Here is a 14318-nt window from a genome sequence, read left to right on the forward strand (position 1 = left end):
GAGGTGTGCTAAAGCTAATCGTGGCAAACACACCTTTGCCCATTGTGATTCAGAGTAAATACTCATTCACATCATGTTAATTTGGTGAAGTCGGACTAATTCTGTTTGTAAACGCCGCGCCCCTAAATTGTCCAAGTAAAAACAATTTAACTTTTCTATAGTTAAATAAATTATTTTGACCTTTATCATTTAAATGTGAAACTATTATCAGATGATAAAAAACTAATAAACACCATTTTAATTTAGTCTTTACTAATCATATTCTTTGATAATCAGGACAAGTAGAAAAACTAATCAACAACATGATAAACAAACCACTTTAATTTAAATCGTAAAATTTTCACTTCAATAAATAGAGATAAAAAATCTACAACGCATCTAAACATATATAAATTATGTCAATTTTTAATCTACTTTCATAGTAATCAGTTACTGTTAATATAGGGTTTAAAAAAAGTGATAATTGGGTAAATTGTGAATTTAGTATTTATCGGAGCTGAATAATCGAAAATGAGCAAAAATTGACATTTATAGACATAAGTTATTGCAACTCATCGATTCTCTAAGTAGTGAATCGTACGCATATACAAGTCACCCAATCATTCTACATTTACCTATATATGTTACTGCGCTAACTCGTCCCATTTAGTGATTTCTGCTAGTCGCGTTGGTTCCTTAATAACTAAAGGTTTTTAATAAAATATTTACATACAAGAGCCGTGGTTTTTTGTACTAGCTAAGATCGGAAAACCTATGATTTAACCAGTCTAAAATTCCTATCAAGTGTGAATCATCGAGGTTAAGCAGAGTATCTCCAACATACCACTCGATAAGTGACTGGTGTGGATTACTCGTCACCCTAGGGTTGCCAAGCCATACTTTTTGCTCAATTGCGAGTTCATCACGTACTTGAATCGCCGTCTCATAATCGACTGGAAGAATTAGGTGCAACATATTTGCTTGTGGCTGCACAGGGCTCAAACAAAACTTCGAGTACTTTGAGATGATGGAATATAGCTGTTTTGTACGTTCAAAAAGTGCCGGCATTTGTGCCAGTCTCTGGTCAAACTGCATTGCAGAAGAAACCACATAGGGTGTTCGATGATAGATGTCTCCACCTTGTCGTTTCATCCATTTACTAGCAGTTTCAATAAAGTTTTTCTCTCCTAGCAGGATCGCACCACCCAACCCTCCCAAACCTTTATACAGAGACACATAAGTGGTATCAAAACCCTCAGTGATTTCATGATATTGTTTGTTATAAAAGGCTGCACACTCCCAAAGCCTTGCACCGTCCATATGCAAATGTATGCTTTTTTGTTTACAGTAAGATTTTATCTCTTGGAGTTTCGGCCAACTAAGTAACTGCCCTCCAATTTCACGCATAGGTAATTCATATAATACAGCTGCAAGTTCATCGGGGTTGGAAATAAGGTCAGCTAAAGTCCATGGCTGATAGCGGTTACCCAATTTAGAAACACTAAAACGTTGCTGAAGTTGATAATTTTCACATTCATGACGGATGATATGACTTGATTCATGCATTCCAACAAGCATATTAGCTTTCTTTCTACAGATAAGGTCAAGTACAGTCACTTGAGTGAGTGTTCCTGTCATTACAAACAAGCCGGATTCATAACCCAATAATTTAGCTATCTTTTTTTCAAAACTCTGAATGAGTTTACCTTTCCCATAGACATCATGTAAGACATTATTCTTTTCACACCACTCTGCCATTTTAGTGAATATCTCTGACGGTTTTGGTTCATAATGCCCTGAAAGAATTAAATTGCATTGTTCGCGCAGATCGAAAGACATTTTCTGTTCCTTAAATATTGAAGTTTTTTGAAGGAGGGGATCTTTAGATATAAATTTTCCTTCTATACATTTTCGAGTTATCTACATCTTTAACAGGATGAATTAGGATTTGACCAAGGATTATTTGGTACAACCTTATTTAATTAATACAGTACAGACACTGATAACTACATTAGTTTATAAAAATCTCGTGTAGTCATAATCAGATTTATGATCTGACTGGAGACCTAAATCCTTTTTCATGTGCTGAGTTATATGGCTTTCACTTTGCTGATAATTAACTGAGCATCCAAAATATTTAGTAACTTTAACCAATGGGCTCAATATCACTCTATGAACGAGAACCCCAAGTCTTTTAATAATTTTCATAACTTCACCTTTTGTTCTAAACTATATTCTGTCATTATTATCAAAAAACTAGGTTATATAATCCAACAACTATCACTCACATTAGGTATAACTAGGAGTTATATGGACAATCGTTTGAGATATCTTTCCGGCCTACGATATTTTGAAGCTGCTGCCCGGTTAAGTAGTTTTAGCAAAGCGGCAGAAGAGCTCTTTGTTAGCCAAGCAGCTGTAAGTAAACAAGTAAGGCAACTTGAAGAACAATTGGCGTGTAAACTATTTATCCGCAGTGGTAGAGAAATGGTACTGACTCAGGAAGGGCAGTCTCTCATCTTTTATGTATCCAGTGCGTTCAATACTATATTGAGCGGTTTGAATCAGATAAAGTCTGAACCTATAGAAGGTGCTCTGGTTGTAGGTAGCCCTCCTTCATTTGCTACGCGCTGGCTCTTGCCCAAGCTGTGGAAATTTTCTTTGAGTCATCCCGAAATTCCAGTGAAAGTTCTCAATACTTACGAAGTACACGCCTTAAAAGTTGGAGAGGTTGACATCTCAATAATGCAAGGTGAAGATTTATGTTTGGAAGATGGACTGACTAGTGAAATACTGGTAAATGAGCCGGTCTATCCTTATTGCTCACCACTCCTTGCAGATTCCATACATTTTCGTGAGCCGGAAGATTTACTTAAATGCTGGCTGATATACTATGGTACTGGCTGTTATCCGTGGGAGTCATGGTTTAATCAAGCGAATGTATCCGCTGAGGCAAGTTCTGATCAGCGGGTAGAAGTTGATACATTTGATATGGCTTTAAATACCGTCATGACAGGACATGGAGTGTGTCTAGCTACCGACAGTTTAGCCGGAGACCTAATGGACAGGGGGCTACTTGTTAAGCCATTTGATATCGGCTTGAGACCCGGTGTGCAGGTTAACTTATGCACAGACGCTAGCTCGCCAAGAAGAGATCGTATTAAGTTATTTACTCAATGGCTCCACCAAGAGGCAGCTGTAAAATCTAATGCTGAGTAGCGCGGTGAATTTGGCCACTTGACTAGAAGGTTTTGCCATACATCTGATAATTCATCATAAGCTAAATTAGCAAAGGCACTGACATGCTTATGTCCAGGGACGTTTCTGCTTTTCCTGACCTTACTAAATGTGATTGCCAAACTTTATGTTGACCAAAAACACTAGGAGGAGGTCATCATGAGAAAGTTATCTTCTGGTAAATGCAGCGGCATCAAAAGGCCATTTAAGCTTGAAGAGATCTGGCGGATTAGAACTAGGCTGGAGACTGAAAACGATCTAATGCAGCTTGCACTACTGAACCTAGCGATAGATAGCAAGTTAAGAGCGAGTGATTTGCTAAAGCTACATGTTTACGATGTTTCTTCGCAAGGAGTTATCTATGAGAGGGTTCAGTGCATCCAGCAAAAAAACGGGCACCGATGTCCACTATGAGATTACTCCGAGAACGCAGCAAAGTATTAGCAGGTGGGTTTTTGCAGCATCCCTAGAGGCAAGCAGTTTTCTATTCCCGAGCAGCCGACGATCTGGGCAACCTATCAGCTACTCATTCTACCGTTCAATTATCAGAAATTGGGCTGAAAAACTGGGATTGAATGCTGACTATTACGGCACTCATTCCATGCGCCGTACTAAAGCCACTTTAATCTATGCCAGAACGAAAAACATCAGGGTCGTACAGATCTTACTTGGACATTCGAAGCTAGATAACACAATTCGATACCTTGGCGTTGAGCTAGAAGACGCTCTGAGGCTTTCTGAGAAAACAGACTGCTGACAGGCAGGATCTTTTACAGGCTTTTCTTCTGAAAAGCCTGTGCCCCATTATGAGTTGGAGACAGTACACACTTATTAATATCATCTAGACAGTTTACGTTAGATTTTCTCATGCGTTCTTTGAGTCTACTGACTGAACGTTATGTTCATATCTCGAAGAGTGAGTCAGGCTAATAAGCATATTCAGACCGATAGTTCGTAAGTAGCACTGGTGGTTGGTCAATTTACGGTACATTACGGAGCATCCCGAACAGTCTTTTTCGGAATAGCGAAATATGCAGGGTGCGATCGTGAACGGTATTCCTGCTGATGACACTATTGTTAACATAATATCTAAGATCGAACCCGAGCCGTTTCATGAGTACTTCCTCAACTGAATGTAATCAATTCACCATCTTACCGAAGATCAAGTCGTTGCAATAGAACGAAAAACGCTTCGAGGCTCATACAATCGCGAAGATAGAGCGAGCACCATTCATATGATCAGTACTTTGCATCATCAAATTACAAAAATTAAAAATATTCGAACGGTGCAACTTTTATACGATTGCCCCCAAGCGTCGGGCTAGAAGGTGTATTGTTGATTTCAGAAGGCACTGCATATGGGTCTAAATGAACTCTATTTAGTAGGGAGCCAATTAATAATCGACAAGTTGAACAACTGTAATCGGATTCGACGCCATATAGAACCAAATTTAAGATAAAAAAAACATATAAAACAATATGGTGTCTATAATCATAGTCATACGAAGCAGAGACTTCGAATCAAATGAATAAGGACATTCATGAACACGTCACTGGCTAAGACTTTATCCATTATAACGCTGTATATAATTGCAGCTATCTTTTCCTCTGCCCATGCAAGCCAATTTGTTGGAAGCAATGCCTGTGCCGACTGCCACCAAGAAGCCTTCCAAGCCTGGCAGGGTTCTCACCATCAACAGGCAATGCAGCACGCTACTGCCAAAACAGTATTGGGTGACTTCAATGATACTAAGTTCGAGTTTGAAGGTAGCGTCAACCGCTTCTTCACACTGAATGATCAGTTCTTGGTCAACATACAAGGGCCAGATGGACAATGGCATGACTACCAAATCAAATACACTTTTGGCGTCACCCCACTTCAGCAATATATGGTTGAATTCGAGGATGGTAGAGTCCAACTGATTCCTTTTGCGTGGGACTCAAGGCCTGAAAACCAAGGTGGACAGCGATGGTTCCACCTCTACCCGAATATGACGCCCAAAGATGAATTTTATTGGACTAACACAGGTCAGAATTGGAATTTCATGTGTGCCGATTGCCACTCAACCAATCTTGAAAAAAACTATAGTGCTGACACAAACACTTATAAAACAACGTGGTCTGAAATCAGTGTCGGCTGCGAAGCATGCCATGGTGCTGGGCAAGCTCACCTTGACTGGGCCAACTCAAATCAACCATCACAAGCGCACTTTGGCTTCGACCGTGATCTATCAAAAGCGGTAAAAGAGTGGGTTATTAAAGAAGGCAGTTCAACTGCTCAGCCTCTTGCTATTGAAGATACCGATCAAATGGCGGTGTGCGCGCAATGCCATAGCCGACGAGTTCAGCTTAGCGAAAGTAACGATCATGTCTCCGGCAATTTTCTAGACCGCTACTTGCTAAGTACTATAACCCCTGAACTGTATCATCATGATGGTCAGATACATGATGAGAACTACGTCTACGGATCATTTCTGCAGTCAAAAATGGCAGAAAAAGGAGTCAGTTGTACCAATTGTCACGACCCGCACAATGCAAAATTGAAAATACCAGAGGAAACAGTCTGCGCTCAGTGCCACTCTCCACAAGAATACGGCTCAGATAAGCACACTTTCCACTTACCCAACAGCGAGGCATCAAAGTGCACGACGTGTCACATGCCGGAAACGACTTATATGCAAGTTGACCCCCGACGTGACCATAGTTGGCAAATCCCAAGGCCCGATCTTTCTATGAACATCGGTACACCGAACGTTTGTACGAGCTGTCACGAGGATAAAACCGATCAATGGGCCAATAGTGCTTTGGAGAAATGGTTTCCAAACTCAGAGCATCGAAACCCACGACACTTTTCGCTCGCCTTTTATGCCTCGGCCATCAATCATAATAGTGCCGGAAACGCACTGTCATATGTTGCCCAGAACTCAGGGGAAAGTGCCATTATTCGAGCCTCAGCATTACAACGCATAGCCAATCATCCAGGACAAAATAGCCTAGTGGCATTAGCGCGAGCAACGAAACACCAGAACGAGCTCATTAGGTTAGGCGCGGTTCAAGGAGCAATCAACTATCCTTTCGATCAGAAATGGCAGCTATTGGCGCCTTTATTGGAGGATTCTGTTTATGCTGTTCGGACAGAGGCGGCAGGGGCTTTAGCCAAACATTGGCAATCCATGACAATAGCTCAGAAACAGCGTATTGAGCCGGCACTTGAAGAGTATTTAAGTATTCAGATTTATAACAGCGATAGAGGCTTTGGAAGAACCAATCTTGGCAACGTCTATCGCGCACAAGGAAAGCTTGATAAAGCCATTACGTCTTACACCTCTGCTATAGAAATTGAACCCTACTACCCTAACAGCTATATCAACTTAGCCGATTTATACAAGTCAGCGGGAAAAGAGGAATTGGCGTTAAACGTACTCAAGCAAGGACTCAATGCTCAACCTTCATCTGGAGTATTCATGTACTCCATCGGACTATCTTTGATACGGCAGAAGAACAAGAGTGAGGCCGTCAGCTACTTTAAGCAAGCCACAGTCGCTGAGCCTGAGAACGCACAATACTGGCTGGTTTATGGGCTTTCACTTGAGCAATCGAGCCTGACGCAAGCTGATTCCGCACTTGCCAAAGCTCACAGCCTAAGCCAAGACCCAAATCACCTATATGCGCGCTGCGATCTGCAAGTTAGGCACAAGTTGAAAACCGCACAAGCCTGTATCAATAAGCTTGCACCTTTCGCCCCCGACGATGTAATTTCTCAGCTGAAGGCTAAGTTACATTCACCTTCAAATGTAGTTAAGTGAAATTACTTGTCGTCACTAGACCAAGCGGTTTATATACTATCTAGACTATGTTATTTAGAGAGTAATAACCAATGAAAGATATGCGTCAAGCCATGTTGGATGCTGGTTTCAAGCTGATTAATGAACATGGGTTTGCCGGTGTTGGGCTTATGAAGATCATCAACGAGGCAGGAGGCACAAAAGGTTCTTTTTACCACTATTTCAAATCGAAAGAGCATTTTGGCGAAATCCTACTTGGGGATTGCTTTGATAGTCACTTATCGATATTAGATGGTTACTTAAGTGATGAGACAATGACTCGCCAACAAAGAGTGATTGAGTACTTCACGTTCTGGAGCAACTCCAAGCCAACGGACGACTTTCCAAATTCAGTGCTTGGTCGTCAAACTGGCAGGTGAGATTTCAGGCACTTCCAACCAAATGCAGTCCACAATGTCGGAGGGTGCCGAGAAAATCATCCAGTGAATGGCAGATCTGTTTATTGAAGGAAATGAAGATGACGACTTTAATATCGCCGATCCTAAAGCGCTGTCTCGCACACTTTATGGTCTATGGCTTGGCTCTACCCTCATGGCGGCAATGCAAAGAAATCGCGCGATTCTAGATACGGCCATGCAAGAAACGATTTCCTCAATTAGCTAGACTAGCTCCCATATAGCAAAGGGCCCGCGATGCGGGCCCTTTTCGTTGGTGCTTTAGGTTAGTTACCCACACCACCATTATTTGTAGCTGGCATTTCCGGAGTGAGAGGCGGCCACTCTTTAAAGGTCGCTAAGTGTTGCTGCACTGCTGCCTGAGCAGGACCAAATGCCCACATTTTTTGCCCCATCCACTTTAGGTACATCCCAGATTCTTCCGCTGCCCTTTCGTAAGGGTCTCGGCGAAGGTTAAAGAGCAAAGGGGCATTTAACTCTTCTTTTGGTCCACTCCATCCATGATTCTGAACCACAAAGTGAGCTTTCCAATCACCAACTCGAACCGCCTGAAGTTTGTCACGCTCATAATAGAAAATTTCATTTCGATTCGATTGGCTATCTTTCGTGAGCATATCCAATTGGTTGTAACCATCAAGGTGGGCCTTGAAGCCATCGTGGCCTTTCAGTAGTTTTTGTTTGAGGTCGGTAGGGCCACCCGCTGCAGCGACTAGCGTTGGTAACCAATCCATGCCATCAAATATGCCGTTGTTCACAGAGCCTGCTGGGATTTTGTCTGGCCAGCTGACTAAAGCAGGTGCTCTAACGCCCCCTTCCCAAGTGGTCCCTTTCTCACCGTGGAATGGTGTCATACCGCCATCAGGCCACGTCATGATCTCAGGGCCGTTATCCGCGGTGAATATCACGATAGTATTGTCTGCTACCCCGAGCTCTTCTAACTTGGCAAACATTTCTCCTACATGGTCATCGAGATCTTTCATGACCACTTCTTGCAGCCCCCAACCATTTTTTCCAAGCATGGCTTCATACTCTGGCGACAGATGCGTCCACACATGGCCTCTCGAAGGGCAATACCACGTAAAGAAAGGTTTATCGGCCTTAACCGCTCTTTCAATGAAGTCGATAGCGTGCTTATTCACTTCGTCATCAAGAGTTCTCATCCGTTCGATCGTCAGTGGCCCATCATCTTTAATGGTTTGCTTCCCTTTGCCATCAGATTTTGCATGAATCACGTTACGAGGCGCAAACTTCTGAAACGCAGGATCGGTTGGCCAATCAGGGTCTTCGGTGTATTCCATGGCGTTTAGGTGATATAGCCAACCCCAATACTCATCAAAACCGTGCATCGTAGGTAGAAACTCGTCTCTGTCACCAAGATGGTTCTTACCAAACTGGCCAGTCACATAGCCCATCGTTTTCAATATCTCAGGTAACGTTGGAGTATCCGCATGCAGACCTACCGGCCCTCCAGGCAAGCCAACGGTGTGCATACCGGTTCGCACAGGAAACTGCCCGGTTAGAAAAGCAGAACGCCCAGCGGTACAAGACGGCTGAGCGTAATAATCCGTTAGCATCATTCCATTTTCTGCAATGCTATCTATATTTGGAGTTTGGCTGCTCATCACCCCATTGTGATAAGCACTGACGTTAGAAATACCAATATCATCAGTAAAGATGACAAAAATATTTGGCTGCTCTTGGGCTGCAGCGCTCAAAGCCGACCAAGTAGCCAAAACACTCAATATAAGAAGGTGAAACATCCTTTTCATATGTCGTCCTCATTCAATTTCTTGTTATAAGAACCTCGATGTGCCATACCCCTTCTAGAGCACTTCATCTAGCTATTGATTAGCTTTCAGGTACCAGCTTGATGCGAGGTTGATGTAACAACGAGCCAAAGCACGTTGAATTTTCATACAGTTACTCTCGTGTATTTCGATTTAAGCTTAGTTGACAAAGAAAAATAAACAAGTTGCATAAGTAAGGTTTATTTCTTACTTGAAGCATTGATACCATTAACAGTAAGTCGCGCTCGAATGGTCGGATCCACATGCTTAAAGAGCCTTAGCCAGCCAGTGCATAAGTAGTTCAGACCGTCTTCACCATCACGTGTCTTAATAATACGATTCTTAGGACACTCATCATGGCAGGCAAACTTAAACTCACATTGTACGCATTGCTTTGGCAGTGATTTTTGTTTACCAAATCCAAAAGCCTGTTGGCGTGAGGAAAGAGCCATCAAGAACCGTTTTGGTTTCAAGTATCAGAGATCTAGGTCGTTTTTTGTGAATTTCAGGGCATTGATTCTCAATAGTTTGCTGCAGAATTTGAATGTCGCGCATCGTTAGGGCTCCCTATTAAATCCATTTAATCAGGTGTGTGTTTTGGCGAAATTCATTAGTTCAGTATGAGCGACGTGCGTCTACTCATTGTTTTATATAGAAATTATGAGGGGATTCGTAAGCACGTAGCTAAACGGCACCTTCAATGATGTTGGCAATAGCTTGAGAGGTCATTGGACAAAACTGGAAACTGATGTCATTTTCTATCGCTTGAGCTATCTCCTGCTTAATCGAATCATCGAAACTCCACTGGCTAAAACGTTGCATCACTCCAATACGAACTTGGAACTCACGCAAAAATCCAAGAACTCGCTGATAAGCTATTTCATTACTGCCAGAGGTTTTTACACAAAAAGGGGTTTTTCTGATCAGTCCTACAAATATGAACTACCTTAAATATATGAGTCAACACTCACATAAGAGGGTAGTAGCAGGTGGAAAAAAGGAATATTTTTTGTCTCGGTATACTTTGGGCTGCATGTTCTGCTGATGCTAGCGATATATCAGAAGCAGAAGCGCATTCACAATGGCGACACAGCATGGAGATATATGCATTGGCATTGAACATTCGGGGAGACAGCCGAATTGGAGACCTCTCCACTGATGTAGATATTGATCCTGCTTTCATCATGGATCATATCGATATGGGAGCAATGCTACGCCTTGAAGGCATCTACACCAATCAATGGGGTTACTACGTTGATTACAGCTTTATGAAGCTCAGTGGTGACTCCGATGCAGTGTTGGACACTAATTTAGAATTATTGAAAGGAAACGTAGGCATCCGCCAAGGTGTGCTTGAAGCCAAAGGGTTCAAGCGCCTTGAGTATCAGATTGGATCTATAGACTATATGGCTGGGATCCGTTGGTGGGACAATGACATCGACGCCAAACTCTATACACAGGGAGGTGCTCTAGACAAAGCAAAATCGCTCGATGAAGACTGGATAGATTATCTGGTTGGCATTCGGTGGACGAACTCGCTTAGTGAAGATTGGCATTTTCACGCGAGCGTAGATGTCGGACTTGGAAGCGACACAGATTTTACAAGCTCAGTGCTAACAGGTGTGCGCTACCGAATAAACAGCTGGTCGGATCTTAACCTTGCTTATAAATCCACTTGGGTGGATTACGATAACGGTGATGGTTTTGCCTACAATACTGCTTCCCAAGGCTTTCTAGTTGGTTGGGCTGTTCAATTCTAATAAGAAGGGAGAGCATTTGCTCTCACTTATACATCACAACACGTTGACTCGCTTAGGTAAGAAAACTTCGCCAAGCATGCAGCGCGCACTACCGCACCGATGTCTTCAATCGTACGAACATCGAAAGTAAGCAGTCGAAAGCTGAGCTCTCTGAGCCGGTGAAAAGGCATCGAACGCCGATTGCGACATGGCAATAACTTTGTCTCCGTTGACTGTCTCCAATTACAGAATATTGCCGTAGAAGCGGTTCATCTGTTCAATTGAGAACGAGATGATTTGCTTATATTTCGCCAAGGATTTAAGGACAAAACGACGTTCAAACTTTAAGGCTACTACAAAAAATTAACCATCGAAACTGCTCACTGAACTAAGTAGCTTTACCTTAGTTCCAGTTATTCATAACCTTCTAATTTAGCTAATTCACTGACACATCTTTGTCCATTACAAACGGAGTGCGTTTTACAATTACGAGTCGTCCGCTTGAAAAATTAAACCTTGTAGTGTGCTTTCAGACTTGAAAAGGCCCGCTATATAGAACAGATCGTCTTGCAGTTGTTCATTCTCTGTCGTCCCCAAAACTTCAGCAGGACTAGCACCTAAATCTTCATTATGGTATCGATTTATGGCGGACTGATGGATTGAGAAAGGTGCTATATAGTGTGAAGTCCGCATTGTGGTTTTTAATCAATTATTTATTAAAGTTTACACACCATATCATTTGTACTTGCTCTTATTGACATTACATAGAGCGAGGTTATATTTTGCACTCAATCTTCATCGAACAATCGATTGGTATGTCATGAAAAAGCTCTCTTTACTCTTAATGCTTGTTCTTTCTGGTTGTAATAGCTCTAGTGGAGGAGGGGGGAGTGTATCGGAACCTGTCGTGCCCAGTACAGCCGATATAGAACTGACGCCTCAGCTGATAGATCAGTTAAAATCTCAACCTACGATTGATGACCAGCTAGGTATTCTCTATGACAAGTTTGAACCATTGCTCGATCGCAGCGACTCATTAGTGGGTGTCGATGCAAATGAGGATGGTATTCGCGATGATATTGAAGCTTTCATTGATGCGCTGCAGATATCAGAACCAGAGAGAAGGGCAATTAAGCAGAACGCCAGATACTCTCAAGAAATTCTGAGTCATGACTATAGTGAAAAAACTCGCGAAAATAAGCGCAAAGCTTACGAAATTGCTCGTAAATATGACATAGTTATTGCCTGTAAAGACTACGTTGGTATCCCTCTAGATGACGCGATAAATACTTCGCGAACCATTACTGCACTCACGTACAATACCAAATCCAGAACAATGGCTTACCTCACTTACAATAAGGTATTAAGTGGCTTAGCCTTTACTTCACTCGATTCTGAGGCAAAGCACTGTGAATAGATTAATCAAACTCAGTCTGCTAGCAAGCTTCTTCCCTGGTGCCCCTTTTAACGAATACATGCAAAATACAAGGCGATGATTTACTGATTATCCCAATCTTTGTCCGCTCTATTGATAGGGGCCTTTCCTATGCTCGCCAACGCGGAGCCGAGTTATAACTGTGACAACGCCAGCCATGTAGCAGAGCACGTCATTTGCGGTAGTCAAGAACTCTCTAGCCTGGATCGATTGATCGCCAAACAGTATCGTCAATCGCTTAGCGACGCCGCTTTAGAGAAAGACAAACAGACTCTACGCCAAGTGCAGATTGCGTGGGTAACAGAGAGAAACGAGTGTGAGTACAGTTTTGACTGCCTTAAGGAACGAAGCTTAGAGCGACTCACAACCTTAAAAGCGATAGAGTCGTTTGCCTTTTCTTGGGGTGGCGTCCTTCGTGAATCACCGACATTAGAGTCAGAGCAAGTAGGCTCAACCTATGAGAGGCAGGCGATCGTTATCTTGGAAGAAGAAGCTGCTTATTGGAACGGCTACCCTTGGTTCAAGGTGCTGGTATCTGGAAAAACGGCCTATCAGTGGGGAGGCATTATCTGCGATGCCACGCGACCAAACACAACTTACTGCGAAGAGTAACCAGAAATGAGTGGTGCTGGGTAGCGCAATCTGTGCAATTCGAGGTTTAAGCCTTAAAGACTAGAGAAAACAATGTGGATAAGCAAGAGTTCGTGATACTACTTTTGAGCCTCTACTCGTATATAGCCATCAACCCCATTCTCGGTCGATGGGTGACACGATATTAAAACTGCATACCATGGAGATGAGTACCGTCAAGACATCCGTAAGGCTACTTACACGACGAATGTTATCGAATCTATGAACACTATCTTGTCGATAGGTGGCAAAGAAGCGTAAGTTGTTTTTTTAAAGGTGTACCGGTGAGAAAGGTTGCCTATTCGGCGATTTAGGGTGCCTTTTAAAATCCACCAAAACGCAGCAATATGTAGTTAGCATGAGACACCCAAAGGCTAAGGCTTAGATGTAAAATTTGCCTCGAGAGTAGAGTACGGCGTCGCCACCTATGGTCGCTTTTTCAGGTGAAACATGGCAGTAAAGTGTGCCGCCGCGTTTAGATGCCTGGTAGGCGATCATGTGATCCTTAGCAAGCTTTTCGGACCAATACGGTGCCAATCCAGAGTGAATCGAGCCAGTAACAGGGTCTTCGTCGCCGCCATTGGCAGGCCAAAAGTAGCGAGAAACAAAGTCATAATCTTTGGAGGGCGCGGTTGCAACAACATCGTAAGGGGCTAGCTGCGTCAGGAAGTCGCTTTTGGTTCTTAAGTCCAGCACATCTTGTTCGTTGTCGTAAAACACAAAGTAGGCTTGTGGGTTTTTCATAACGTGTAGAGGCGGGATAGAGAGCCCTTCTAGAAGTGCTACAGGTGCCTCAGTGGCGCTCGGCATTTGGTGTGGGAAGTCCATCAGAATTCGGCCCGCTCGATCCTTTTCGACTTCGATTGGTCCAACAAAGCGTGTTTCAAAGACAATTCGCTCGCCAGCATTGAAGAAATGAAACAAGGTAAACGCAGAGGCGAGCGTCGCATGACCGCAAAACTCGATCTCGCAAATAGGAGAAAACCAACGGATCTCATGGTGGTCGATGGCGATTTGTTTAATAAAGGCGGTTTCAGACAGGTTGTTCTCTTGGGCGATTTTGAGCATCATGTCGTCACTCAGCCAATCGGTGAGTGGGACAACAGCCGCGGGATTACCTTTAAATCTTTCTTGAGTGAAGGTATCACACACAAATAGTTCGAATTCCATAGATCTTCCTTACTGGCGTATCAAAACTTTCTATTTGATTAATAATAACTTTTGTTACATAGCAAGGGTGAGATAACTGGAGAGTTGCGAGATAGATCTTC

The 14318-nt window shown here is 42.8% G+C and carries 9 protein-coding genes and 6 pseudogenes; 8 read left to right on the forward strand and 7 right to left on the reverse strand.

Annotated elements, in window-relative coordinates; all coding sequences use genetic code 11:
- Positions 1-732: 732 nt before the first annotated feature.
- A complete protein-coding gene (locus tag OH458_RS10425; protein ID WP_269978284.1) occupies positions 733-1818 on the reverse strand; it encodes a threonine aldolase family protein in 1086 nt (361 codons plus the stop codon).
- Positions 1819-2289: 471 nt separating this feature from the next.
- On the opposite strand from OH458_RS10425, the gene OH458_RS10430 reads away from it, so the two are divergent.
- From OH458_RS10430 to OH458_RS10450, 5 genes and pseudogenes are all read left to right on the forward strand, one after another.
- Positions 2290-3198, forward strand: a complete 909-nt coding sequence (locus OH458_RS10430) for a LysR substrate-binding domain-containing protein (RefSeq protein WP_269978285.1) — start codon at positions 2290-2292, stop codon at positions 3196-3198.
- Between the two features lie 177 nt (positions 3199-3375).
- A pseudogene (locus OH458_RS10435) lies at positions 3376-3973 on the forward strand (tyrosine-type recombinase/integrase).
- 289 nt (positions 3974-4262) lie between these two features.
- Positions 4263-4460, forward strand: a pseudogene (locus OH458_RS10440) (ISAs1 family transposase); the annotation flags it as partial.
- A 297-nt stretch (positions 4461-4757) separates the two neighbouring features.
- The gene (locus tag OH458_RS10445; RefSeq protein WP_269978286.1) at positions 4758-7022 is read left to right on the forward strand and encodes a multiheme c-type cytochrome; all 2265 of its coding nucleotides are present in this window, start codon (positions 4758-4760) and stop codon (positions 7020-7022) included.
- 71 nt (positions 7023-7093) lie between these two features.
- Positions 7094-7664: pseudogene (locus tag OH458_RS10450) on the forward strand (TetR/AcrR family transcriptional regulator).
- Between the two features lie 58 nt (positions 7665-7722).
- Here OH458_RS10450 and OH458_RS10455 read toward each other — a convergent pair.
- The 4 genes and pseudogenes from OH458_RS10455 to OH458_RS10465 form a co-directional block, all read right to left on the reverse strand.
- Positions 7723-9225 (reverse strand): arylsulfatase, encoded by a 1503-nt coding sequence (locus tag OH458_RS10455; RefSeq protein WP_269978287.1) that lies wholly within the window; start codon positions 9223-9225, stop codon positions 7723-7725.
- 218 nt (positions 9226-9443) lie between these two features.
- Positions 9444-9695 (reverse strand): annotated as a pseudogene (locus OH458_RS10460) (SPASM domain-containing protein); the annotation flags it as partial.
- A pseudogene (locus tag OH458_RS22085) lies at positions 9673-9798 on the reverse strand (IS4 family transposase); the annotation flags it as partial. The pseudogenes OH458_RS22085 and OH458_RS10460, both read right to left, overlap by 23 nt.
- Before the next feature lie 129 nt (positions 9799-9927).
- The gene (locus OH458_RS10465; protein WP_269978288.1) at positions 9928-10065 is read right to left on the reverse strand and encodes a hypothetical protein; all 138 of its coding nucleotides are present in this window, start codon (positions 10063-10065) and stop codon (positions 9928-9930) included.
- A 233-nt stretch (positions 10066-10298) separates the two neighbouring features.
- On the opposite strand from OH458_RS10465, the gene OH458_RS10470 reads away from it, so the two are divergent.
- Complete coding sequence (locus tag OH458_RS10470) at positions 10299-11003, forward strand: hypothetical protein (RefSeq protein ID WP_443088514.1); 705 nt, start codon at positions 10299-10301, stop codon at positions 11001-11003.
- Between the two features lie 33 nt (positions 11004-11036).
- On the opposite strand, the pseudogene OH458_RS10475 reads toward OH458_RS10470, so the two are convergent.
- Positions 11037-11327, reverse strand: a pseudogene (locus OH458_RS10475) (arginine deiminase-related protein); the annotation flags it as partial.
- A gap of 475 nt (positions 11328-11802) precedes the next feature.
- On the opposite strand from OH458_RS10475, the gene OH458_RS10480 reads away from it, so the two are divergent.
- Both OH458_RS10480 and OH458_RS10485 read left to right on the forward strand, forming a co-directional pair.
- Entirely contained in the window at positions 11803-12399 is a 597-nt protein-coding gene (locus OH458_RS10480; RefSeq protein WP_269978289.1) for a chromosome partitioning protein ParA, read from the forward strand.
- A gap of 129 nt (positions 12400-12528) precedes the next feature.
- Positions 12529-13029 (forward strand): lysozyme inhibitor LprI family protein, encoded by a 501-nt coding sequence (locus OH458_RS10485; RefSeq protein WP_269978290.1) that lies wholly within the window; start codon positions 12529-12531, stop codon positions 13027-13029.
- A 399-nt stretch (positions 13030-13428) separates the two neighbouring features.
- Here the strand turns inward: OH458_RS10485 and OH458_RS10490 are convergent, their stop codons facing one another.
- A complete protein-coding gene (locus tag OH458_RS10490) occupies positions 13429-14217 on the reverse strand; it encodes a PhzF family phenazine biosynthesis protein (RefSeq protein WP_269978291.1) in 789 nt (262 codons plus the stop codon).
- Positions 14218-14318: the final 101 nt, after the last annotated feature.

Source organism: Vibrio sp. MarTm2 (assembly GCF_027587055.1).
Classification (GTDB): domain Bacteria; phylum Pseudomonadota; class Gammaproteobacteria; order Enterobacterales; family Vibrionaceae; genus Vibrio; species Vibrio sinaloensis_D.

Excerpts from the sequence above, each read along its gene's own strand:
- OH458_RS10430 (WP_269978285.1), top strand. The coding sequence starts at position 2,290 with ATGGACAATCGTTTGAGATATCTTTCCGGCCTACGATATTTTGAAGCT.
- OH458_RS10480 (WP_269978289.1), top strand. The coding sequence starts at position 11,803 with ATGAAAAAGCTCTCTTTACTCTTAATGCTTGTTCTTTCTGGTTGTAAT.
- OH458_RS10445 (WP_269978286.1), top strand. The coding sequence starts at position 4,758 with ATGAACACGTCACTGGCTAAGACTTTATCCATTATAACGCTGTATATA.
- OH458_RS10425 (WP_269978284.1), bottom strand. The coding sequence starts at position 1,818 with ATGTCTTTCGATCTGCGCGAACAATGCAATTTAATTCTTTCAGGGCAT.
- OH458_RS10455 (WP_269978287.1), bottom strand. The coding sequence starts at position 9,225 with ATGAAAAGGATGTTTCACCTTCTTATATTGAGTGTTTTGGCTACTTGG.
- OH458_RS10490 (WP_269978291.1), bottom strand. The coding sequence starts at position 14,217 with ATGGAATTCGAACTATTTGTGTGTGATACCTTCACTCAAGAAAGATTT.
- OH458_RS10465 (WP_269978288.1), bottom strand. The coding sequence starts at position 10,065 with ATGCAACGTTTTAGCCAGTGGAGTTTCGATGATTCGATTAAGCAGGAG.
- OH458_RS10485 (WP_269978290.1), top strand. The coding sequence starts at position 12,529 with ATGCTCGCCAACGCGGAGCCGAGTTATAACTGTGACAACGCCAGCCAT.